Source organism: Pseudomonas sp. HMSC08G10, from assembly GCF_001808425.1.
Lineage (GTDB): Bacteria > Pseudomonadota > Gammaproteobacteria > Pseudomonadales > Pseudomonadaceae > Aquipseudomonas > Aquipseudomonas guariconensis.
The window spans coordinates 57198-80432 of record NZ_KV793329.1; the positions used below are offsets into that span (position 1 = coordinate 57198).

Here is a 23235-nt window from a genome sequence, read left to right on the forward strand (position 1 = left end):
TCGGCGGCTAATCTGAAGGCTATCTGAAGACAGCCTCAAGGCCTTGCGCTACAGTCAGCGGCCCTCACCAGCGCAGCCATAACAAGGAAAACCCAATGCGCTACGAATTCAGCGAAGTCCTGAACGATCTGATCGACTACTTCATCCTGGGCGATATCCAGCTGCTTCATCGCTTCAAGGAGGAACACGCGCTGCCGGACGACCTGGCCCACGCCTTTACCCATGGCGACAGCGGCGACCAGGCAGTGCTCGAGGGCATCGTCCTGCCGTTGGCCGGGGTCGAGAACCTGCCCTACCGGATCATCTTCAGCCTGGGCGACGACACCCCTGCCCTGCTCGCCGCCGGCAGCCGCCTCAAGCATCGTCGGCCGGGCTATGTGCTTCAGGTGCAGAACCGCTCGTTGATGCTGTTTACCTGGCGCATTCTGCAGCACTTCACGCCCAAGGCCCTGGGCGATTTGCTGGCACGCTACCAGCAACCCGGCCGACCCATCATCGAGCTGGACAACGGCTGGTACCACGTGGAGGTGCTCGCAGGTGCCGTGCTGCGCGACGGTTTGTACGAGCCAGCCTTTGAATTCGTGCTGAAGAAGACCCCCGGTCGCGGCAGCGTCACCGGGGTCGATATCGGTTACCGCTTCGCCTTGCGCGGCTGTTTCGATTGACCCGCGAAGGGGCGCATGGCGCCCCTTCGACTGCGCCACTCAGGCGTGATGGATGTCCCGATCCTTGGTTTCGGGAAGGAAGAAGGTCCCCAGTATCGCGGTCATCACCGCAATGACGATCGGGTACCACAGCCCGTAGTAGATATCGCCCGTCGCGGCCACCATCGCAAATGCCACGGTCGGCAGGAAACCGCCGAACCAGCCGTTACCGATGTGGTACGGCAGCGACATGGAGGTGTAACGGATGCGCGCCGGGAACAGCTCCACCAGCCATGCGGCGATCGGCCCGTAGACCATGGTCACGTAGATCACCAGCAAGGTCAGCAGCAACAGCACCATCGGGTAGTGGGTCTTGGCGGGATCGGCTTTTTCAGGATAGCCCGCTTCTTTGAGCGCACTGCCGAGGGTGGCAGTGAAACTCTCGCTCTGGGCCTTGAAGTCCGCCGGGGCCAACGCCCTGCCGTCAAAGCTTGGGATCACCCGCTCGCCGATGCGGATCTGCGCCACGCTGCCGGGCTCGGCGCGTTCGTTCTGGTACGGTATGGCCCGCTTGGCCAGCAAGCTCTTGGCGATGTCGCACGAGCTGGTGAATTTGGCCTTACCCACCGGGTCGAACTGGAATGCGCATTGGTCCGGGTCGGCGATCACAACCACCGGGTTCTGCTCCTGAGCGACGAACACGTCCGGGTTGCCGTACTCGGTCAGGGCCTTGAAGATCGGGAAGTAGGTCAGCGCGGCGATGATGCAGCCGGCCATGATGATTTTCTTGCGCCCGATGCGGTCGGACAGGCTGCCGAACAGGATGAAGAACGGCGTGCCGATCAACAGCGAGCCTGCGATCAGCAGATTGGCGGTCTGCGGGTCGATCTTGAGCATCTGCAGCAAGAAGAACAGCGCATAGAACTGCCCTGTGTACCACACCACTGCCTGGCCGGCGGTGCCGCCGAGCAGCGACATGATCACCACCTTGAGGTTGTCCCAGCGGGCGAAGGACTCGGTCAGCGGCGCCTTGGAGGCCTTGCCTTCGGCTTTCATCTTCATGAACACCGGCGACTCGTTGAGCTGCATGCGAATGTACACCGAGATCGCCAGCAGCAGGATCGACAGCACGAACGGGATGCGCCAGCCCCAGTCCTCGAAGGCCTCCGAACCCAGCAGCGTGCGGCAGGCCAGGATCACCAGCAACGAGAGGAAAAGCCCCAGGGTTGCGGTGGTCTGGATCCATGAGGTGAAGAAACCACGTTTACCCTTGGGTGCATGCTCGGCCACGTAGGTCGCCGCTCCACCGTACTCACCGCCCAACGCCAGACCTTGCAACAGCCGCAGGGTGATCAGGATGATCGGCGCCGCCACGCCGATGGCGGCATAGCCGGGCAGCACGCCGACCACCGCGGTGGACAGGCCCATGATGACGATGGTGATGAGGAAGGTGTACTTACGCCCGATCATGTCGCCCAAACGGCCGAACACGATGGCCCCGAACGGCCGCACGGCAAACCCGGCGGCAAAGGCGAGCAAGGCGAAAATGAAGGAAGTGGTCTCGTTGACCCCGGCGAAGAAGTGCTTGGCGATGATCGCCGCCAGGGAGCCGTAGAGGTAGAAGTCATACCACTCGAACACTGTGCCGAGGGATGAAGCGAAGATGACCTTGCGCTCCTCCCGAGTGATGCCACGCTGGGGCGCGCTGCCCGTGGATGTGCTGTCGATGACCGCCATGGGTTGCCTCCATCTCTAGGTTGCAGGCCGCAGGTGCTTCTCATGCACACATCCCGTACACCCAGGCCCTAGGACTTGCGCGAAGCACGGCAGGCGAGGCGCCAAGGGTCGCAGCAAGGTCAGTTGAAGCATAATCGGCTTTGCCGATGTAGCCATGGGACACCGACCACAGGGCGTTCGCCCAGACGATTTAGCCGCGAACAGGTGGCGCAACGCGAGCGCAGAAACATCAGGCTTCATGGCTTCACACTCCGAATGGGAAGGTATCGTCCTCGTGGCTGACACCGGCTGGTACCGGCAGTGGCGTCAGGGCGCTGGTCTGCTCGATCCATACCAAGGCGTCGAACTGCTCGCCCAGGACCGCCTCGAAGTAATGGCTCTGGCGCTCGGTGCGCGGCCGATAGATCACTCCGATGGCGCGCTCCAGCAAGGTCCCGCTCAGCGCGTCGCGCAAGGCCTCGGCGCCGTCCCCGCGCCAGTCGGTCAACGAGGCGGGAACGCCGGCATCGAGCCAGCGCCGCTCCCAGCTGTCCGGCCGCGACGGCAGTACCTCCTGGATGCGCACTTCGCCGTCCCAGTCATCGGCTGCCGCGACCTGGCCGCGGTCGGTGCTCATGCCAATCAGCACCGCCTCACGACCAAAAGCGGTGCGACACAGCTGGCCCAGGTTGAACTCGCCGCGCCAGCCCATCAGCGTGGCGGCAGCATTGCCGATATGGGAATTGTGCGCCCAGACCACGGCCTTGGCCGAGGCGCCCCGATGGGCGAGCACGGCCTGGAGCGTGTCGAACATGTGCTTGTCCCGCAGGTTCCACGACGCCGCCCCGCCACGATACATGGCGCGGTAATACTGCTCGGCGGCACGCACCACCCGGGCGTTCTGGGTAGCGCTGAAAAACGCTTCGCCGTCATCTGCCAGACGCTTGGCGAGCAAGCTGTTGAGCTGTTGCACGACCGCGTCCTCACAGGGGGCCTGGCCTGCGCGCTCGACAAAATGTCCGTAGAGGGCCGGGTCGTCCTGCCAGGGCGTGAGACAGCCATATCGCTGGCGGGCTTGGTGGGCCAGCGCGGGATCGGTGCGGTCCAAATAGCTGAGCACCTGTGCCATCGAATTTCGCAGGCTGTAGATGTCCAGGCCGCGAAACTCGGTGCGCTCGGCAACCGGCAGGGTGTGATTATGGCCGCGCAGCCAGGTGATGAACTCGCTTACCTCGGCGTTGCGCCACATCCAGCTGGGAAAGCGGCCGAAAGCCGGGTCCTGGACCGGCATGGGGTCGATCCCCCTGACCTTGCGATCGAGCTGGCCCGCATCGGGCCAGTCGGCCTCCACGGCCACGATGTTGAAGCCGTGCCGCTCGATCAGATGCCGGGTGATCGCCGCCCGGGTTCGGTAGAACTCCCGCGTGCCATGGCTGGACTCGCCGATGAGCACCACCTTGGCGTCGGTGTATCGGTCGAACAGAGCACCGAACATCGGGGTATCGATATGCGGCAACGGCTCGGCATGGCGACGCAACAGCTCCAGCAGTGTGCTGTCTGCGGCCTCGCGGGCATTGGCTTGAGCGGACATGATCACCTCCTGTTGGCCGCGCTCCGATATCCCGGAAGACGCCAGCAGTGCCGGCGATGTTCCTCAGCATTGCATCGGCGGTCGACGATCGCGCCAGGCGCGCCACAGACCGCCCAGCATGCAACTCGTCAATGCGCCGAGCAGCGCCAGTGCCATGTCCTTCTGTGCATCCCACGGGTCACGCTGGGTGGCGACGAAGGCTTGGGCAGTGTCCTTGCCCACGTACTGGCCCCCCACCCATTCGATCAACTCGTACAGGGCCGACGTGGCCAGCACCACAGTGAGCGTCAGCACGACCAGCCAGGCGCCCCGCAGCACAGTGAGGCGCCACAGGGTTTCGCGCAGCGGCCGATAGAACAGCAGGCCATAGCTCAGGTGCACCAGGCGGTCGTACTGATTGCGCTGCCAGCCCAGGGCAGCATCCAGGGAGTGGCCCGATACTGCCTTGGCCCAACGGTCATAGGGCACCTCGGCATAGGTGTAATGTGCGCCCAGTTCATGGATGGCGAACAACAGCACGATCGCAAGATAGGCCGACGGTGACAGGCGCAGCCAGCGCCAACCCGACACCAGGGCCAGCAGCAAGGCCAAGGGGACGATGTTTTCCATCAGCCAGTCGGCGCGGTGGGCAGGCGCCACACCTGAAACCACGATCATCGCCAGGGCCAGAAGCAGCAGGGCCAGCGCTTGAGCTGGGGTAGCGGGTGAGCCAATCGACTGTCGAACCACGGCGGTGCTCTTCGTAGGGCCGTTTCCTCTTAGAGTCATTCCTTCGAAGAGGTTCTGAACCTGAGCCAGCGCCTAGCGCAGCTGAGTACTCTCCATAGTCGCTGGGACGCACGACTGCCCCCTGTTCAAGCCAGCGGTCCCTTGAGTTCCACCTGGTTGCCGTCCGGGTCGAAGCAATACAGCGACAAGCCCTCGCCCTCGGCGCCGTAGCGCTTCTGCGCAGGTTCGACGGTCACGCCGGCCGCTTGCAGGTAGGTGGTCAGGGCTTGCTCGTCGAACGGCTCGATGCGCAGGCAGAAGTGATGAAGATTGTTGCCCTGCCCGTTCGGCGCCGGCCCGCCCGGGCGCCCCAGGGGGCCGTCGAGGGTCACCAGGTCGATCATCGCAGTCCCTGCCGCCAGGTGGACCATTCCTAGATCCTCACGCGTTCGGCTCACCTGGCAACCGAGCAGGTCGCGGTAGAAGGCGATGCTGCGCTCCAGATCCTGGACCCGCAGGACGATATGATCGATGTGCTGGATGACGAAAGGTGGCATGCCGCTACTCCATATGGCGGACCCCTGGAAGGGTACCCAGGCAACATAGCCCATCCCAACGCCTGCCGACAGCCCTGCCTTTGCCTACTCGTTGACTAGACGCTGCAACTGGGCGCTGTCGTGGCTGGCCAGCACCCGCAGGATCTGGTCGACCAGCGCCCGGTCAGGCGCCTCAAGATGGAAATGATGACCGCCTGGGTGCCAGGTGACCCGGGCATGCTCGGGCAAGGCGCCCTGGCGCTGCTCGAAGCCATCACCAGCGAACGCCCCCTGGCGCCCCAGCATCAGGTACAGCGGGCAGGCAATCTGGCGCAGCAAGTCACAGGCCTCATGCTCGGTCAACGGCATCGGTTCGGGCAAGACCAGGCGCGGGTCGTGGCGCCAGCAGTAGCCATCGCCCACCTGCAGCAGATCGCGTAACGCCAAAAGACGTGCCGCCTCGCTGGACAACGTACTGTCCAGACGGTTGCGCCGCTGCATCAACGCCGACTCCAGGTCATCGAACTGACAGCCGCCAGGCTCGGCGAATCCCTGCAGCCGGCTGCGCCGGACCATACGCTTGAGACGGTAGGCCCGGGCCAGGTGCTGGACGCGGTCATCGGCCGCCACGGTGAACGGCACGCCCATGCCATCGAGGAAGATCATGCTGGCGATGCTGCTGGTGAGCGCCGCCAGCAGCGAAGCGATGCCGGTGCCCATGCCGTGGGCCACCACATGAAAATGCCCGAGCCCCAGGCTGTCGACAACGGCCAGCATGTCCTCGGCGTGTTCCCACAAGTAATAGCCGCTGTCATCGCGCCGGTGGTCCGACCGACCATGGCCGGCCAGGTCCGGCGCCACCACGAAGCACCCATCGAGCAAAGGTGCCAGCCGCTCGAACGAAGCGGCATTGTCCAACCAGCCGTGCAAGGCGAGCACGGGGATGCCGTCCTCCGGCCCCCAGCAACGCACGGCAATTTCGACGCCATCGAGGTCTAGCAGGTGATCCTTGGGACTGCACTGCGAACGCATGAACTCTCTCCCTTGGCTTTGGCCTGGCACCCGCGCATCAGGCCGGTAACCTACCTTGGCGCAGGCAGCCCAGGCTCGCTGGCCCGCGACCGACGGTAACGTGTTCGACACCGACCCCTTGGGTGTTATCTCGTTATCACCTGCGCCACGCACCGAGGCCGCTCAATGGCAGCTCTTTGTAACGGAGTTGACCATGACCACCGAGCCCCCCTTCCATCACGCACAGATCGCTCGTTCCTTGCCGACCTGGTGCAAGGCCCTGCCCGCCCAGCGCGTGCCCGACCTGCTGAGCCGGCTGCGCAAGGACTACCTCCAGGCCGATGGCAGCGCCCACGCCTGGTACACCAAGGCCAGCGTCGAGGACCAACAGGCTCTGAACACTGCCATCGACCGCCGGGACGCCAGCCGCAGGGCCCTGCAGGATGCGCTGAAGCCACTCAAGGGCATCACTGACTTCTGCAAGCCACTGCTCGAAGCGCGCTTGGGCATCGATCAGCCCGTCGATCAGGCGCAGTACCACTTCCAGCCGTTCAGGCAAATCATCGAGGTGCTCACAGAAACGACCGCCGCCGTTGCCGCACAGACTGATACAGCACGCTATGAACGCGACCCCGAGGGCAAGCCGCGCAGGCTCAGCCTGCTGGAAGCGGCGCTGCACAATTTCGAAAGCGCGGACGAAGCCGGCCCCTTCAGTACCTTGCAGCGCAGCAAGACCGACGCCAGCCCGGTGACAGGCCCCGTGGCGGGGCTGACCGCTGCCGGATTCGTCAAGATCTGTCGCGACCTGGACCTTGGCCGGCAGTACCAGACGCATCTCGGCGCCCTCTATGACGGTCCTGCCTCGGCCTGGATCCAGCGCCTGTCCATCCAGGCCAGCCAGGACGAGCTGCGGGTCCAGGCGTGGATTGCCCGACTGCGTGAAAAGGTGAGCGACGCAGGGCATGCTGCGCTCATGCAACTGTGCGAGAGCGCCGCCAAGCCGAACTACCAGGGCCACCCCCTGAAATGCTGGCGCATCAACCTGTTCAAGACGCCCCTGAACGAAGTGTTGGTGATCGGCCCGGACCAGGTGGATGGGACCAACCCATGCATGGTCTACATTCCCGGCGCACCGGATGCGCCTTTGCAGGAGTATCCGGCGGCGAGCCAAGCGGCAAGCGATCTCGCCAAGCGCATGCAGGACACTGACCTGTTGCGCTTGATGATCGGCTTCGCCCCTCACAGCCTGCAGGGCGAGTTGACCACCAAGCTGCGTCAGGCCTTGTTCGTCCAAAAGCGCTTGTTCGGACGCAAGGTCCGGCTGAACAAGAAGGCGCCCAGGCTCCTCTATGAGCGCGTGGCACTGCCCGATGCTCCCTGGGTCACCCTGCACCACGACCATGTACGCCGACTCAAGAGCGACGCCGCCAGCATTGCGGTACCCACCGCCGATGCCGATGCCAAGTCGCGCCTGCAGCGTCTGGAGCACTGGCTGTCGGTGGGGCTGGACGTACTTAACGTCGCGGCGATGTTCGTTCCGCTGCTCAACCCGATCATGATGACCATCGGTGCTGCGCAAATCATGGGTAGCGTGTTCCATGGCATCGAAGCCTGGGAGGACGACGATACCGCTCAGGCCCTGGCCCAGGTGGAATCCATCGCGGTCGACATCGCCAGCGCAGCGGCCCTTGGTGCCGGACTCACGGCCCTGAAGGCATCGGGCTTCGTCGATGCCCTGCAATCGATCCGCCACGAAGGGGGCGAACGCCTGTGGCGCCCTGATCTTACGGCCTACCAGAGCTCTGTCGAGCTGCCTGCCGAGCTGTCTGCCGATGCTCAAGGCCTGTATGCGCTGGACGGTAAGCACTACGTCCACATCGAAGGCCAGACTTACCCGCTCGAGCAAGACGAGCATGGCGGTTGGCGCCTGCTTACCCCCAGTACCACCGAGGCCTACCGCCCGCGCCTGAGCCATAACGGCCACGGTGCTTGGCGCCTGGCCCTGGAGCAACCTCTGGACTGGAGTGATCTTCAACTGGTGCGCCGCCTCGGGCCTGTAACCGACGGGCTGCAAGATACCGACCTGATCATGGCCATGGCGGCCACCGGTACCGATGCCGATGTGCTGCGTCGCGTGCACATCGATGGACAACGGCCACCGGCGCTGCTCATCGACGCGCTCAAGCGTTTGCGCACCGACCAGGAGACTGACGATGTCATTTCCCGTGTGCGCCATGCCAAGCCGCTTGCCGCCTACAAGCACTATGCGCTTCCGGCCTTGCCCACTTTGCCAGGCTGGCCTGAGGATCATGTCATCCTCGCTATCGAAGGCGCAGAATCGACCGGTAACGCCACTCGATATGGCGCTGCACAAACCGCTGGCGAGGTGCAAATCAAGATTACGCGCACCGAGCTGGAACAGGGCCAACTCAGTCAGACGGTCATATCGCAGATGGCCCCGCAGGCCATCCGCGCGCTACTGTCGGGCCATAACGTGAGCGAACAAGACGCCTCGGCCCTCAACGAGATCCTGGCCAATCATTTGGCGGGCCAGCGCGCGTCAATGTTCGAAAGCCTCTATAAAAGTCGCCAACCGGCCTTGAGTGCGCCAGCCCAAGTGTTGGCCCGTCAGTTTGGTGGCTTACCCGTCGATGCCCTGGATGCGATCATCGACAACGCCAGCGCCACCGAAAAACAGCGCCTGGCAGCAGGCCGCGTGTCGTTGCGCATCGCCGAGGAAGCACGGCGCCTTCAGGCCCGTGTGCGGCTGGATCGGGCCTTGTTGGGGCTTAATCGGGCAAACCTGGCCAACGCCGACAGCCAGCGCCTGGCTGACGCCTTGGCGGTGGAACAACCCGATGCCAGCCCGGATGAACGTCTTGCAGCGGCGCAGGCAGACCGGAACCTGGCAGCTCGATTGATAGGCCAGCAACCGATCAAGCCTCGTTGGCGCTCGCCGATGCGCCTGAGCGACGGGCGGGCGGGCTATCCGCTGAGCGGCAGATTCCGTTTTTCCAACCTGCTAAGAAGCGGCCGGGACGCTATCCACACCCACCTGCAAAGCCTGTATCCGGGGCTCAACCGGGAGCAGATCCGCACGCTGGCCCGAGACATGGCCCGCCATGGCGATGTTGCGAGGCAAATCAGGGTGTTGGGTGAACAACGCACCACCCTGGCCGAAACGCTGCAAAACTGGACCGATACGGGCACGGAGGACGAATACGATAACCGCCGCAGGCTCAGCCGCCTGCTCAACCGCACGTGGAGCCGCGAGGGTGGACAGCACCTGCATCTGGACTATCTGGTGCTCGATACCCTGCCTTCGTTGCCAGTCCCGTTTCCCCATATCACCGAGCTCTCCATGGACAGTCTGCATTTGCAGACGATTCCAGAGGACTTTCTGCAGAGCTTTCCGAACCTGCAACGGTTGGAGCTGGCCAATAACCCGCAGCTGGACACACGCGCCCTGTTCCGGGCACTGCGCAGCGCGCCGGGGCTACGAACGCTGGCCCTTAACCGCACACCTCTCCCCCAACTGGATGCGGCTGCCCGCGAGGTACTGGGCGCCATGCGACACCTGCACACGTTGCACATCTCCCATGCCGGTTTGACCCTGAGCGTCGCCGACATGCAGGTACTGGCCAGGCTGCCGCTGCAGATACTGCAACTCGATGCCAACACCATCGACCTCACCCCGGGCTTGGCAGCGCATTTCAACCAGATGACGTCGCTGCGCGAACTGAGTCTCTCGAACAATCCGCTGGGGAACGCCCCGCTGTTGGGTGAACTGCACAATCTCGAAGGGCTCTACCTGGACGGCTGCCTACTCACCCAATGGCCGACCGGCCTGACCGAACTGATGGAGCGGCAAGACTGCCGATTGCGCGACTTGCAGCTGAGCACCAACCACATCACCGAGTTCCCGGCGCTTGAGCGGATCCTGCAAAGCCACTTTGTCAACGAATTGCGCACCGGCAGGCGCTTGATCATCTGGACCTTCTTCGACAACGGTATCCCCGAAGAGACGGCCGAGCGCTTGCGTGGAGCAGGCGTCAGGATTCTGGGAACACGCGAGCTGCTACCTCTGCCCCCGGCGGCGAACGTGCCCGCAGTGCCCCCTGAAGTCGCGCCGGTGCAGTGGCTGGCTACCGCGACCGACGCGCAACGCGAATTGTGGAACCACATGTTCGAGGATGGCGCCTACCCGTACCTACGTCAGGTCATCGAGCGCTCCGGACACTCGGCACAGGCACGGACCAGCCCCCAAGGGTTGGCCCGGCAAATCTGGGGGTTGCTGGAAACGGCGAGCCAGGATGAACACTTGCGTGCTCATCTGGATCGGATCGCCAGTGAGTTCCCGACCACCTGCGGCGATGCGGCTACCGACGGGCTGAGTACCCTCGAGGTAGAAGTCTTGGCGTATGACGAAAGCACCGATGGAGAGGTTGCCGGGCCGCGCTTGTTCACCTTCTACGGTCGCCTGTACCGACGCCACCAAGTTAACGAGCTGGCATCGCGTATCTATGCAACCCGGCTGAAACGTCAGGCGCGATACCTTGAATGGAAAAACCTCCCAGCCATGCAGAGGGGTCCTCTCCCAGCACTTCCTCCACTCGATCCGCTGGATGACATCGGTCTGGAGGAATTGGGGCAAAGCCTGGTCGATGACATCGAAATACGCTTGGCCTTGCGCCAGGCAGTAGCTGCTCGGCTGGAATTTCCAGAGCCTAGCCACGAGATGCTCTACCGTCAGACCGCGATGATCTCCGATCACACGGCGGACGAAGTGGTGAACGCCGTCGAACGGTTCGAGGAGGACGAAAAAAGCGACGGGCCGCGGCAGGTCTGGATCGCCACAGAGCCGAGTTGGCAGCGGTTTCTCAAAGATCGCTATGCCCATGACTTCGACGCCCTGACCAAGCGCTGGCAGTCAGGCCTGGATTACCTGGAGTACTGCATGGATTCTGAGGCGGAGCCTGTCGAATTCCTGGACGAGGCCGTGATCAAGGTGCTGGAGCCCGTGTTGCCAGAGCAGCCATTGGATGCAGCTGGCCAGCCGCGCCGGGTAGCGGTCAACGAGGGCGTGCATCTCAAGGCGACCAGTGTACTGCTCAAAGCCCGTCTGGAAGAGGAAGAGGCCCTGCTGCTCGACCTGACCAAGCAACAGGACCCAAACGCTCACTGACCGCGTAGGTCTTCGAAAAACGCGTGCCGGCCAGCCACCTGGCCGGACGCACGAGGCGCACCCGCCGACTCGCCGTTGGCGGCTTCCACGTGCCAATAGCAGTGTCTGACCGCGCGGGTCACCGCGACATAGGCCAGGCGCTGCACCTCTTCCTTCTGTGCCGTGTCGAACGGTTGGGCATCACCGGCACGCCCCAGACCGGCCATGCGGTACGCCTGGTTCTTGTATGGCGAACTGGTCAGGTACTGGCAATCACCGAGCATGAAGACGGCATCGGCCTGTAACCCTTTGGCGCTGTGATAAGTGAGCTGGCGCAACCGACGTTGGTCAGGCGGCAAGCTAGAATCAGCTTTATAAACAGACGTTAAATGCTGCTCTATCAAAGACTTATCTGAACTTTTTCGAAACAGCATCATGACCGTTTCGCCGCGCGCGTAGTGTTCCATCAAGGTCTCGGCCAAGGCCGCCTCATCGCGGTCGAAGACCTTTACCGGCGACAACGGCAGCTCGGCCGCCAGACCACTGGCCTTGGCCTTCTTGCCAGCGATGGCCGGTGCGCCTTTGACCAAGTGCTCGGCGGCATCGATGATGTGCTGCTGGCTGCGGTAGTTCTCCACCAGCATGACTCGGGTATTGGCCGGTGACGGGAACGCCTTGGTGAATTCCATGAAGTACTTCGGCGAGCTGCCCCGCCAGCCGTAGATCGACTGCCAGTCGTCCCCCACGCACATCAATGAACTCTGCCCGGCGTTGCGCCCGACGTGCATAGCCGGGCCACGCCGGCGGATCTCGGCCAGGCTCGCCCGTAGCCAACTGACGATCTGCGGAGAGACATCCTGGAACTCGTCGATCATCAGGTGCGCCAGCGGGCGCAGCAGCGGGTCGGGCAACAGGCGCAAGTTCTCCGGATTGTTCTCGCCGAACAGGGCGAACATACGGTTGTAGGTCATTACCGGTGGCGACTGGGCTAGCAGGTGCGCCTCCAGGGCTTTCCAGAACAATGCCAGCGCCTCGAAGAACACTGCATCGCTGTCATCGGCCGAGAAGCTCATGCCGGCCACCGCAGTGTTCACTTCCAGCCCCAGGTTCTCGATGAAGCTAGCGGCTGCGACGAACGCATCCAGAAGCGGCGCCGGTGCCAGCTCGCCTTTGACCTTGAACTCAAAGCCGGGGCCCGCTACCGCATCACCGGCCAGAGAAGCTGCCAGGCGCTTTGCTGAGGCGTAATTATCTAGCCATATCAATGGCTTATCGCAGAAAGCTTGAAACAACGTGCGCTTTACAGACCACTCCGACCGCACCCCGAGCTTGGCACCGGGGCGTTGGTACTGGGCACTTTCGGATGGGTCGAAACCGAGCACCACCCAGGCGTCCAGCCCTTCCAAACGGCCATGCACATGAAAACGACTGCCACGGATCTGCACCGTGTCGCGACAGGGCTCGATACCTTTGATCGGCCAGGCCCCCGCGGCGAACCACAGGTCCTCGATAACGTCGCACAGTTCTTCGTCGCGCTGGGCCGCCAACTGGGTCACTTGCACGCGCTTCTGCACATCGGGGTGGTCGGGGTCCAGGGGTTTTAGCTGCAATGCCTCCCGGCGCAACGTGCCGATGAGCTCGGCAAAGCGGGGGCTGGCTTGCAACAGATCGCGGTAGCAGAGATTGAGCTGTTGGCGCTGGGCATCGTTCAGGCGCAGGTCGAACGGGTTGCCGTCGGCGTTGGCTTCGCCACCTGCGGGCAGTTCCTGGCCCAGGGTCTCGAAGGCCCGCAGTTGGCCGAAGCCTGGCAGGCTGCGCACCAACGGCAGGATGCGGGAATGGAAGGTGCGCACCAGTTCCCGGGCCTGGGCTGGCTGCAGGTCGAGCTGCCACAGGGCAAAAACCTGCACCAGGCGCTTGATGAAATCCTTGCGCGATTCGCGGGTGAAGGTCACCACGGTCATGGCGTCCAGCTCATAGCCCAGGTAATGGCGCAGCAACAGGATGCGCAGCACCAGGGAGGTGGACTTGCCCGCGCCGGCGCCGGCCACCACACAAGTGGAGGGGGTGTCGCTGAAGATCAGCTTCCACTGGGCGGCGCTGGGTTGGGCCGAAGCTGGCAGTCGCTGGGCGACATCGGCCTTGAAGCGTTTTTTCAGCTCGGCGGTCAGTGGTAGACGCCAGTCGTCGAACAGGTTGGAGTCCTGGCCGGGAACGGCCGCCGCCTCGGGGCGCAGGTCACGAATCACCAGCACCTGGCGCCCCGCCTCATAGCCCTCGACGCGGCCACGCTCGTAGCCTTCACGCAGGCCATCGGCATGGCCGCTGCGCTGGCCGGTGGCATGGCCCAGGAACCAGGAGTCGCGGTGCTGTGCCTGCAATCGGGTCAGGCCGCGGCCCAACAGGCGGGCGGCCAAGCGGCGAAACCAAGGCAGTTGGGCGGGCGGCTTCAGCTCGGCCGGAGCCGGGGGATGCTCGTGGGACACAGTCACTCCGTTGCAGATCGAATCAGCGGGCCATGTTCACCTCATCCGTGAAAAATCGCCAGCGAATGCTTTCAGATCAGGGCATTAGGCGATGAATCGCATGTATTTGCGCACACAAAAGAATCTAATAAATAGATAAAACCAAGCCGATATTTACGCTTATTTTCGATCTTTATTTGGCGCATCATGGCGCCATTCCACCCATTCAAGGAGCACGACCATGCTGCAACTGCGCCCGTTCGAAAGCCTCGGCCACGCCAACCACGGCTGGCTCGATGCCCATCATCATTTCTCGTTCGCCGAGTACTACGACCCAGCGCGCATGAGCTGGGGCAACCTGCGGGTCTGGAACGATGACTTGATCGCCGCGGGCAGCGGCTTCCCGCCCCACCCGCACCGCGACATGGAAATCATCACCTATGTACGTGAAGGCGCCATCACCCACCAGGACAGCCTGGGCAACAAAGGCCGCACCGAGGCGGGGGACGTTCAGGTGATGAGTGCAGGCACCGGGATCGTGCACAGCGAGTACAACCTGGAAAAGGTCGACACCCGGATCTTCCAGATCTGGATCATGCCTGAGCGCGTCGGCGAAGCGCCTTCCTGGGGTACCCGGCCCTTCCCCAAAGGCGAGCGCGGCGAAGGTTTCGTGACCCTGGCCAGTGGTCGGGACGGCGATGAAGACAGCCTGCACATCCGCACCGACGCTCGCCTGGTGGCCGCCACCTTGCGTGCCGGTGAAACCGCCGAGTACCGCTTCGACGCCGGCCGCCGGGGCTACCTGGTGCCAGCCAAGGGATTGGTCGAGGTCAATGGGCTCAGGGCCAAGGCGCGTGATGGCGTGGCCATCGAGCAGGAAGACGTGCTGCGGGTCATTGCGATCGAGGACAGCGAAATCGTCCTGGTGGATGTGGCCTGACTCCCGCCTTCACGCCCGAAGTAGGCTGACGGTGAAACCCCAAGCGTTCGGCGAAACAGTGCGCTGAACGCGCTGGGGCTTTCATGGCCCACGTCCGGCGCGAGCTCACCGCATGCGATTAAAATCAGATGTTCCGCTCAAAGCGGAACGACTGTCGAAGGGCTCAGCGGGTTTGTAGGAAACTCATGACCTGCTCGGCCGCCGCTGCCGGGTCTTCCTGCATGAAGCAGTGCCCTCCGGCCACCTGCTGGACACTCACCTGATGGTTCAATGCGGCCAGCCGCTGCACCGAGTGGGGTACGAAGGGATAGGTATGTTCGCCGTAAAGGATACGGGTGGGGGTCTGGATCCGCGCCAGATGGGTCCACATCCGCTCGGGAAACGAACTGAAGATCTCGACCTCGCGGCTGGGCCGGCACTTGAGCACGACACCCTCACCGCACTCACCGATGGCATGCTCCACATAGGCGTGCAACGCGGCATCGGTCCAGCCTTTGAAAATGCCACGCCCTTGCAGCGAGGCCAACGCCGCCTCCCGATCCGGCCAGTGGCTGCGGCGGGTCGCAGCCTTGCGTGCAAGGGCATGACGACGGTGCAGCCCGACCAGCGCGGCGGCGCCCATCACGCCGATCATGCGACGGCTGAACAGCACCGGGTCCAGCAGCACGGCGCGCTCGAACAGCCGCGGCTCAGTGGCCAGAATCAGGCCAGTCAGCACCCCGCCAAAACTGTGCCCGACCGCGAAGCGGGGCACGTCGCCGTATTCGCCGCGTCCAGCATCGAAGGCTTCCACCGCCAGCGCCGCGCTGCGATTCCACCCACGAAACACCCCGCCGTGGTCACTGTCGCCATGCCCCTGAACATCACTCAGCCACAGATCGAAGTGTTCACCCAAGTGCATCAGCAAGGGCTGGTAGGCCAGGCAGCAAAAACCGTTGCCGTGCAAGAAGTGCAACAAGGGCCGCCCGCTGGCTGGCGAGCGCCAGCCACGCAAGGTGAAACCTTCGGAGCTTTCGTGGGACCAGGGAATCAACTGCATCGGCCTTGTGTACTCATCGGTTCAGGAAAACGCCGATTCTACAAACAGCAGCGGGTACAGCGAAATCACCAGCAGCAAGGCCATCAGGACATTGAACAGCATCAGCCAGCGCGGGTTCTGCAGGAAGTTGCGCAAGGCACTGCCAAACATCACCCAGATCCCTACACTGGGCAAATTGACCAATGCGAACAAGGCTGCGATGACGATTACGTTGAGCACATAGCCCTGGGCCGGCGTATAGGTGGTGATCGCTCCCACCGCCATCACCCAGGCCTTGGGGTTGACCCACTGGAACGCCGCCGCCCCCCAGAAGCCCAGAGGCTTGCGTGTGTGTGCGGCATCGCCGGAGATCGGCCCGGAGGTGGCGATCTTCCAGGCCAGGTACAGCAGATACACGGCGCCCGTGTAGCGCAGGATGCTGTACAGCGGCGGCCATGCAGTGAACAACTGGCCCAGGCCGAAGCCCACACCCAGCACCATCACCATGAAGCCAATGCTGATACCCAGGGCATGAGGAATCGACCGGCGCACACCGAAGTTCACCCCCGAAGCCAGCAGCATGGTGTTGTTCGGCCCTGGGGTGATCGATGAAACGAAGGCGAAGAGCACGAAGGCGGTGAGCAGATCGGCTGATCCAAGCATGGCAGGCTTCCACAAAGGGTTGTTGTGTTGTCACACTAGCCGAGCGCCTTTCTGCGCAACCCGTACAGTTGCAACAAATTGCACCGATACACATGACTGTATCGGCTTCAAACGACCTGCCCTGCCCCCTCAAGGACGTCTGCACATGAGCTTGACCATTCGCCCTGCCCTGCGTACCGATGCTGCGCAAATCCTCGCCTTCATCACTGAGCTTGCCGAATACGAACGCGCGCGCCATGAAGTGGTGGCCACCGTTGCCGACATCGAACACAGCCTGTTCGATGAAGGCAGTACCGTCCACAGCCTGATCTGTGAGCGCGACGGTGTGGCCATTGGCTTTGCCGTGTACTTCTACAGTTACTCCACCTGGCTTGGACGCAACGGCATCTACCTGGAAGACCTGTACATCACGCCCGAACAACGCGGCGACGGCGCCGGGCGGCAAGTTTTGCGGCACATTGCCCGCGAAGCCGTGGCCAAAGGCTGCGGGCGTATGGAGTGGAGCGTGCTGGACTGGAACGAGCCAGCCATCGGTTTCTACAAGTCCCTCGGCGCCGAGCCTCAGGATGAGTGGGTGCGTTACCGGCTCGATGGGGAGCGGTTGGCGCAATTTGCTGCGCAGGCCTGAGGCCCCGGGTCCGCGTCCCGGCCCTTGCCCGTCCGGGACGCCTGGCGTCCATGTGTCCTGATCGATGATGCATGGCCACATATCATTCCGCTTGATAATAACCTTCGCGCCGTTCGATTCGTTCCCCGCGCGCAAGACTCGCAGAATCCGCCCACTATCCAATCATTGGCGGAGTTCTCCATGGAACAATCACTCAAACCCCTGCGCTTTCCCCTCGCTGCCCTGGCAGTGCTGGTGATCGCCGCGTGCGGTCGTACTCCGGAGGCTGTACAGGCTCCTGCCGCGCCCAAGGTCAGCGTGGCCAAGGTGATCGAGCAGCCGATCAACGAATGGGACGAGTTCACCGGTCGCCTGGAAGCGCCGGAAACCGTAGAGGTGCGCCCGCGGGTCTCCGGCCAGATCGACCTGGTGGCCTTCACCGAAGGCGCCCAAGTACAAAAAGGCGACCTGCTGTTCCAGATCGACCCGCGTCCGTTCCAGGCCGAGGTACGCCGGCTGGAGGCGCAACTGCAACAAGCCCGCGCCACGGCGCTGCGCAGCGAGAACGAAGCCCGTCGTGGTGAACGCCTGCGTGACAGCAACGCGATTTCCGCAGAGCTGGCCGAATCGCGCAGCAGCGCCGCCGCCGAGGCCCGCGCCGGCGTCGCGGCGATCCAGGCGCAACTGGACCTGGCCCGCCTGAACCTGAGCTTCACCCGAGTGACTGCGCCGATCAGCGGCCGTGTCAGCCGCGCCCAGTTCACCGCCGGCAACATCGTCACTGCAGACGTTACGCCACTCACCTCGGTGGTTTCCACCGACAAGGTCTACGCCTACTTCGACGCCGATGAGCGCGTCTACCTCAAGTACACCCAGCTGGCCCGCGACGGTCAACGCGGCCAGAGCACCCCGGTATACCTGGGCCTGACCAACGAGACCGGCAATCCGCACCTGGGCCAGATGAATTTCGTCGACAACCAGGTCAACCCGCGCACCGGCACCATCCGTGGCCGCGCCGTGTTCGACAACCGCGACGGCCGGTTCACCCCCGGCCTGTATGCCCGCCTGAAGCTGGTCGGCAGCGCCAAGTACGACGCCGTGCTGATCAACGACGAGGCCGTGGGCACTGACCTTGGCAAGAAGTTCGTACTGGTCATGGACAAGGACAACAAGGCCGCCTACCGCGCTGTGGAACTTGGGCCCAAGCTCGAAGGCCTGCGCATCGTGCGCAGCGGCCTGAGCAAGGATGACCGCATCGTGGTCAAGGGCCTGCAGCGCGTGCGCCCCGGCTCACCGGTCACGCCACAGGAAACGCCGATGGCCAGCGAAGAGACCCTCGCCACCCTGGCCCGCCAGCGCCAGGCCCTGGAAGCCAGCAACAAGGCAGCACCGGCCGTTGCCGGCGCCCGTGAAAACGTCGCCAGTGCCCAGGCACCGCGCGGTTAAGGGACCCCACCGATGAACTTTTCGAAATTCTTCATCACCCGGCCGATTTTCGCCGCCGTGCTTTCGCTGGTGCTGCTGATTGCAGGCTCCATCGCGCTGTTCAAGCTGCCGATCAGCGAATATCCCGAAGTGGTGCCGCCTACCGTGGTGGTGCGCGCCAACTTCCCCGGCGCCAACCCCAAAGTGATCGGCGAAACCGTCGCCGCACCGCTGGAGCAGGCGATCACGGGCGTCGAGAACATGCTGTACATGTCCTCGCAGTCCACCGCCGACGGCAAGCTGACTCTGACCATCACCTTCGCCCTGGGCACCGACTTGGACAACGCCCAGGTGCAGGTGCAGAACCGGGTCACCCGGACCCAGCCGAAGCTGCCCGAAGAAGTGACGCGCATCGGTATCACGGTCGACAAGGCCTCGCCCGACCTGACCATGGTCGTGCACCTGACCTCGCCGGACAACCGCTACGACATGCTGTACCTGTCCAACTACGCCATCCTCAACATCAAGGATGAGCTGGCGCGCCTGGGTGGCGTGGGTGACGTGCAATTGTTCGGCATGGGCGACTATTCCCTGCGGGTCTGGCTCGATCCGAACAAGACCGCCTCGCGCAACCTGACCGCCAGCGACGTGGTGGCGGCCATCCGCGAACAGAACCGCCAGGTCGCCGCCGGCCAGCTGGGCGCCCCGCCCGCCCCTGGCGCGACCAGCTTCCAGTTGTCGATCAATACCCAAGGCCGCCTGGTCAACGAGGAAGAGTTCGAGAACATCATCATCCGCGCCGGCGAGAACGGCGAGATCACGCGCCTGAAGGACATCGCCCGGGTAGAGCTGGGCTCCAGCCAGTACGCTTTGCGCTCGCTGCTGAACAACCAGCCGGCGGTGGCGATCCCGATCTTCCAGCGCCCAGGGTCCAATGCCATCGAAATCTCGGACGAAGTTCGCGCCAAGATGGCCGAGCTGAAGAAGGACTTCCCCGAGGGAATGGACTACAGCATCGTCTATGACCCGACCGTGTTCGTCCGCGGCTCCATCGAGGCCGTGGTGCACACCTTGTTCGAGGCCCTGGTGTTGGTGGTGCTGGTGGTGATCCTGTTCCTGCAGACCTGGCGCGCCTCGATCATCCCGCTGATGGCCGTGCCGGTATCGCTGATCGGCACCTTCGCGGTGATGCACCTGTTCGGCTTCTCGCTCAACGCGCTGTCGCTGTTTGGCCTGGTGCTGGCCATCGGGATCGTGGTGGACGATGCCATCGTCGTGGTGGAGAACGTCGAGCGCAACATCGGCCTGGGCCTCAAACCCATGGAGGCGACGCAAAAGGCCATGAGCGAAGTGACCGGGCCGATCATCGCCACCGCGCTGGTGCTGTGCGCCGTGTTCGTGCCGGCCGCGTTCATCTCCGGCCTTACCGGGCAGTTCTACAAGCAGTTCGCCCTGACCATCGCCATTTCGACCGTGATTTCGGCGTTCAACTCGCTGACCCTGTCGCCGGCCTTGGCCGCGGTGCTGCTCAAGGACCACCACGCGCCCAAGGACCGCTTCTCGCGGTTCCTTGAAAAACTGCTGGGCAGCTGGCTGTTCGCCCCGTTCAACCGCTTCTTCGACCGCGCCAGCCATCGCTATGTCGGCGGTGTGCGTCGGGTCATCCGCTCCAGCGGTATCGCCCTGTTCGTCTATGCAGGCTTGATGGGCCTTACCTACCTGGGCTTCTCGTCCACCCCGACCGGTTTCGTCCCGGCCCAGGACAAGCAGTACCTGGTGGCCTTCGCCCAGCTGCCGGACGCCGCCAGCCTCGACCGCACCGAGGCGGTGATCAAGAAGATGAGCGAGATCGCCCTGGAGCAACCAGGCGTAGCCGACTCGGTGGCCTTCCCAGGCCTCTCGATCAACGGCTTTACCAACAGCCCCAACAGCGGCATCGTGTTCACCCCGCTCAAACCCTTCGACGAGCGCAAGGACCCAAGCCAGTCGGCGGCAGCCATCGCGGCGGCGCTGAACGCCAAGTTCGCTGACATCCAAGACGCCTACATCGCGATCTTCCCGCCGCCGCCCGTGCAGGGCCTGGGCACCATCGGTGGCTTCCGCCTGCAGATCGAGGACCGTGGCAACCTGGGTTACGAAGCGCTGTACAAGGAAACCCAGAACATCATCGCCAAGAGCCATAACGTGCCGGAACTGGCAGGCCTGTTCACCAGCTATCAGGTCAACGTGCCTCAGGTCGATGCCGCCATCGACCGCGAGAAGGCCAAGACCCATGGCGTGGCGATCAACGACATCTTCGAGACGCTGCAGATCTACCTGGGCTCGCTGTACACCAACGACTTCAACCGCTTTGGCCGCACCTACCAGGTCAACGTCCAGGCCGAACAGCAGTTCCGACTCGACGCCGAACAGATCGGCCAGCTGAAGGTGCGCAACAACCTGGGCGAGATGATTCCGCTGGCGACCTTCCTCAAGGTCAGCGATACCTCGGGACCTGACAGGGTGATGCACTACAACGGCTTCATCACCGCCGAGATCAACGGCGGTGCCGCGCCCGGCTATAGCTCTGGCCAGGCCGAGGCCGCCATGGAGAAACTGCTCAAGGAAGAACTGCCCAACGGCATGACCTTCGAATGGACCGACCTGACCTACCAGCAGATCCTGGCGGGCAACACCGCGCTGTTCGTCTTCCCACTCTGCGTATTGCTGGCCTTCTTGGTGCTGGCCGCCCAGTACGAGAGCTGGAGCCTGCCGTTGGCGGTGATCCTGATCGTGCCGATGACCCTGCTGTCGGCCATTACCGGCGTGATCATCTCGGGGGGTGACAACAACATCTTCACCCAGATCGGCTTGATCGTGCTGGTGGGCCTGGCGTGCAAGAACGCCATCCTCATCGTCGAGTTCGCCAAGGACAAGCAGGCCGAAGGCCTGGACCCGCTGGCTGCGGTGCTGGAGGCTTGCCGCCTGCGTCTGCGCCCGATCCTGATGACCTCAATCGCCTTCATCATGGGTGTGGTGCCGCTGGTGTTCTCCTCCGGTGCCGGCGCTGAAATGCGCCATGCCATGGGTGTAGCGGTGTTCTCGGGGATGATTGGCGTGACCGTGTTCGGTCTGTTCCTGACGCCGGTGTTCTTCTTCCTGATCCGCCGTTTCGTCGAACGTCGCCAGGCCCGCAAGGCCGAGCGCGCCCACTCGCTGGAGAGCCATGCATGAACCTGCTCAAACCCCTGACCCCGAGCCTGCTGGCATTGGCCCTGGCGGCCTGCGCGGTGGGCCCGGACTACCAGGCGCCGGCGACCGAGCCTGCGCACCTGGACGCCGAACTGCCGACCAAGGCGTTGGACCGCAGCCGCTTCGAGAGCATCTGGTGGAAGCAGTTCGACGACCCGGTGCTCAACCAACTGGTACAGGCATCGCTGGAAGGCAACCGTGACCTGCGCGTGGCTTTCGCCAGGCTCAAGTCAGCGCGCTCGATTCGCGAGGACGCCGAGAACGACCAACTGCCGGTGGTGACCAGCCGCGTCAGCAGCGACATCGGCAAAGGCCAGATCCCTGGCCAGACCGAGCAACGGGTCAACAGTGAGCGCTATGACCTGGGCCTGGACATGGCCTGGGAGCTGGACCTGTTCGGCCGCATCCAGCGGCAAATCGAGGCCAGCGAAGCGCAGGAGGAAGCTGCTGCGGCCGACCTGCAGCAGTTGCAGGTCAGCCTCATCGCAGAACTGGTGGACGCCTATGGCCAACTGCGCGGCGCCCAACTGCGCGAGAAGATCGCCTTGGCCAACCTCAAGACCCAGCAGGAGTCGCGCAGCATCACCGAGACCCTGCGCGATGCCGGGGTCGGCAATGACCTGGACGTGGTTCGCGCCGATGCCCGCCTGGCCGCGGTGGAAGCGACCGTGCCGCAGTTGCAGGCCGAACAAGTGCGCGCCCGCAACCGCATCGCCACCCTGCTTGGCCAGCGTCCGGATGCGCTGAGCGTGGACCTCTCGCCCAAAGCCTTGCCGGCGATTGCCAAGGCCTTGCCGGTGGGTGACCCCGGCGAACTGCTGCGCCGCCGCCCGGACATCCGCAGTGCCGAACGCCAGCTGGCAGCGGCCACGGCCAACGTTGGTGTGGCCACCGCGGACCTGTTCCCGCGGGTGAGCCTCAGTGGATTTTTGGGCTTTACCGCGGCGCGTGGGTCGCAGATCGGCTCGTCGGCGGCCAATGCCTGGGCCTTGGGGCCGAGCATTACCTGGGCGGCGTTCGACCTGGGCAGCGTGCGGGCCCGCCTGCGCGGCGCCAAGGCTGATGCCGAAGGGGCGTTGGCCAACTATGAACAGCAGGTGCTGCTGGCCTTGGAAGAATCGGCCAATGCTTTCAGTGATTACGGCAAGCGTCAGCAACGGCTGCTGGCGTTGATTCGTCAAAGCGATGCGAGTCGCAAGGCGGCTGACTTGGCGTCGGTGCGGTATCGGGAAGGGACTGTCGATTATCTGGTGCTGCTCGATGCGGAGCGGGAGCGGCTCAGTGCCGAGGATGCGCAGGCGCAGGGTGAGGTTGAGCTTTATCGGGGCATTGTGGCGATCTACAAGGCTCTGGGGGGCGGGTGGCAGCCTGAGGGGCAGGCGGTGGCCAGCGTTCGCTGAGGTTTTTCTAGGACTCCTTTGGTTGGATCCTCCCCCAACCGTTTGCCCTGCTGGCCTTTGGGTTTGCGGGGCTTTTTTTTGGGGGGGCTTGGGCTTGGGCTTGGGCTTGGGCTTTC

Annotated in this window: 15 protein-coding genes and 1 pseudogene; 7 read left to right on the forward strand and 9 right to left on the reverse strand. The window is 63.7% G+C overall.

Annotated features, from left to right (window positions below):
* Positions 1 to 95: 95 nt before the first annotated feature.
* Positions 96 to 665 carry a hypothetical protein gene (locus tag HMPREF3173_RS19900; RefSeq protein ID WP_070575942.1) on the forward strand — a complete coding sequence of 190 codons (570 nt, stop codon included), beginning with the start codon at positions 96 to 98 and terminating at the stop codon, positions 663 to 665.
* 39 nt (positions 666 to 704) lie between these two features.
* Here the strand turns inward: HMPREF3173_RS19900 and HMPREF3173_RS19905 are convergent, their stop codons facing one another.
* The 5 genes from HMPREF3173_RS19905 to HMPREF3173_RS19925 form a co-directional block, all read right to left on the reverse strand.
* On the reverse strand, positions 705 to 2381 hold the full coding sequence (locus HMPREF3173_RS19905) for an MFS transporter (protein ID WP_070575945.1): 1677 nt from the start codon (positions 2379 to 2381) through the stop codon (positions 705 to 707).
* Between the two features lie 244 nt (positions 2382 to 2625).
* Positions 2626 to 3951, reverse strand: coding sequence for an erythromycin esterase family protein (locus tag HMPREF3173_RS19910; RefSeq protein ID WP_070575948.1), 1326 nt, complete (start codon positions 3949 to 3951; stop codon positions 2626 to 2628).
* A 63-nt stretch (positions 3952 to 4014) separates the two neighbouring features.
* Positions 4015 to 4680 (reverse strand): DUF2238 domain-containing protein, encoded by a 666-nt coding sequence (locus HMPREF3173_RS19915; RefSeq protein WP_256544538.1) that lies wholly within the window; start codon positions 4678 to 4680, stop codon positions 4015 to 4017.
* Positions 4681 to 4805: 125 nt separating this feature from the next.
* Positions 4806 to 5216: a VOC family protein gene (locus HMPREF3173_RS19920; protein ID WP_070575951.1), complete on the reverse strand. Its 411-nt coding sequence runs from the start codon at positions 5214 to 5216 to the stop codon at positions 4806 to 4808.
* An 84-nt stretch (positions 5217 to 5300) separates the two neighbouring features.
* The gene (locus HMPREF3173_RS19925; protein ID WP_070575954.1) at positions 5301 to 6227 is read right to left on the reverse strand and encodes an alpha/beta fold hydrolase; all 927 of its coding nucleotides are present in this window, start codon (positions 6225 to 6227) and stop codon (positions 5301 to 5303) included.
* A 193-nt stretch (positions 6228 to 6420) separates the two neighbouring features.
* On the opposite strand from HMPREF3173_RS19925, the gene HMPREF3173_RS19930 reads away from it, so the two are divergent.
* Complete coding sequence (locus tag HMPREF3173_RS19930) at positions 6421 to 11391, forward strand: dermonecrotic toxin domain-containing protein (RefSeq protein WP_083300104.1); 4971 nt, start codon at positions 6421 to 6423, stop codon at positions 11389 to 11391.
* On the opposite strand, the gene HMPREF3173_RS19935 is transcribed toward HMPREF3173_RS19930, so the two are convergent.
* Positions 11385 to 13856 carry a UvrD-helicase domain-containing protein gene (locus tag HMPREF3173_RS19935; protein ID WP_070575957.1) on the reverse strand — a complete coding sequence of 824 codons (2472 nt, stop codon included), beginning with the start codon at positions 13854 to 13856 and terminating at the stop codon, positions 11385 to 11387. The genes HMPREF3173_RS19930 and HMPREF3173_RS19935 overlap by 7 nt on opposite strands.
* A gap of 220 nt (positions 13857 to 14076) precedes the next feature.
* Here HMPREF3173_RS19935 and HMPREF3173_RS19940 point away from each other — a divergent pair, with 220 nt between their 5' ends.
* Positions 14077 to 14775: a pirin family protein gene (locus tag HMPREF3173_RS19940; RefSeq protein WP_043214056.1), complete on the forward strand. Its 699-nt coding sequence runs from the start codon at positions 14077 to 14079 to the stop codon at positions 14773 to 14775.
* Between the two features lie 11 nt (positions 14776 to 14786).
* Here HMPREF3173_RS19940 and HMPREF3173_RS24460 read toward each other — a convergent pair.
* The 3 genes and pseudogenes from HMPREF3173_RS24460 to HMPREF3173_RS19950 form a co-directional block, all read right to left on the reverse strand.
* A pseudogene (locus tag HMPREF3173_RS24460) lies at positions 14787 to 14912 on the reverse strand (AraC family transcriptional regulator); the annotation flags it as partial.
* A gap of 26 nt (positions 14913 to 14938) precedes the next feature.
* Entirely contained in the window at positions 14939 to 15814 is an 876-nt protein-coding gene (locus HMPREF3173_RS19945) for an alpha/beta fold hydrolase (protein ID WP_070575960.1), read from the reverse strand.
* Between the two features lie 21 nt (positions 15815 to 15835).
* Complete coding sequence (locus HMPREF3173_RS19950) at positions 15836 to 16456, reverse strand: LysE family translocator (RefSeq protein WP_070575964.1); 621 nt, start codon at positions 16454 to 16456, stop codon at positions 15836 to 15838.
* A gap of 145 nt (positions 16457 to 16601) precedes the next feature.
* Here HMPREF3173_RS19950 and HMPREF3173_RS19955 point away from each other — a divergent pair, with 145 nt between their 5' ends.
* The 4 genes from HMPREF3173_RS19955 (at position 16602) to HMPREF3173_RS19970 (ending at position 23119) form a co-directional block, all read left to right on the forward strand.
* Entirely contained in the window at positions 16602 to 17084 is a 483-nt protein-coding gene (locus HMPREF3173_RS19955) for a GNAT family N-acetyltransferase (protein WP_070575967.1), read from the forward strand.
* Between the two features lie 180 nt (positions 17085 to 17264).
* The gene (gene mexE, locus HMPREF3173_RS19960; RefSeq protein ID WP_043214066.1) at positions 17265 to 18509 is read left to right on the forward strand and encodes a multidrug efflux RND transporter periplasmic adaptor subunit MexE; all 1245 of its coding nucleotides are present in this window, start codon (positions 17265 to 17267) and stop codon (positions 18507 to 18509) included.
* Positions 18510 to 18521: 12 nt separating this feature from the next.
* Positions 18522 to 21701: an efflux RND transporter permease subunit gene (locus tag HMPREF3173_RS19965; RefSeq protein ID WP_043214068.1), complete on the forward strand. Its 3180-nt coding sequence runs from the start codon at positions 18522 to 18524 to the stop codon at positions 21699 to 21701.
* A complete protein-coding gene (locus HMPREF3173_RS19970) occupies positions 21698 to 23119 on the forward strand; it encodes an efflux transporter outer membrane subunit (protein ID WP_043214070.1) in 1422 nt (473 codons plus the stop codon). The genes HMPREF3173_RS19965 and HMPREF3173_RS19970 overlap by 4 nt, the downstream gene beginning before the upstream one ends.
* Positions 23120 to 23235: the final 116 nt, after the last annotated feature.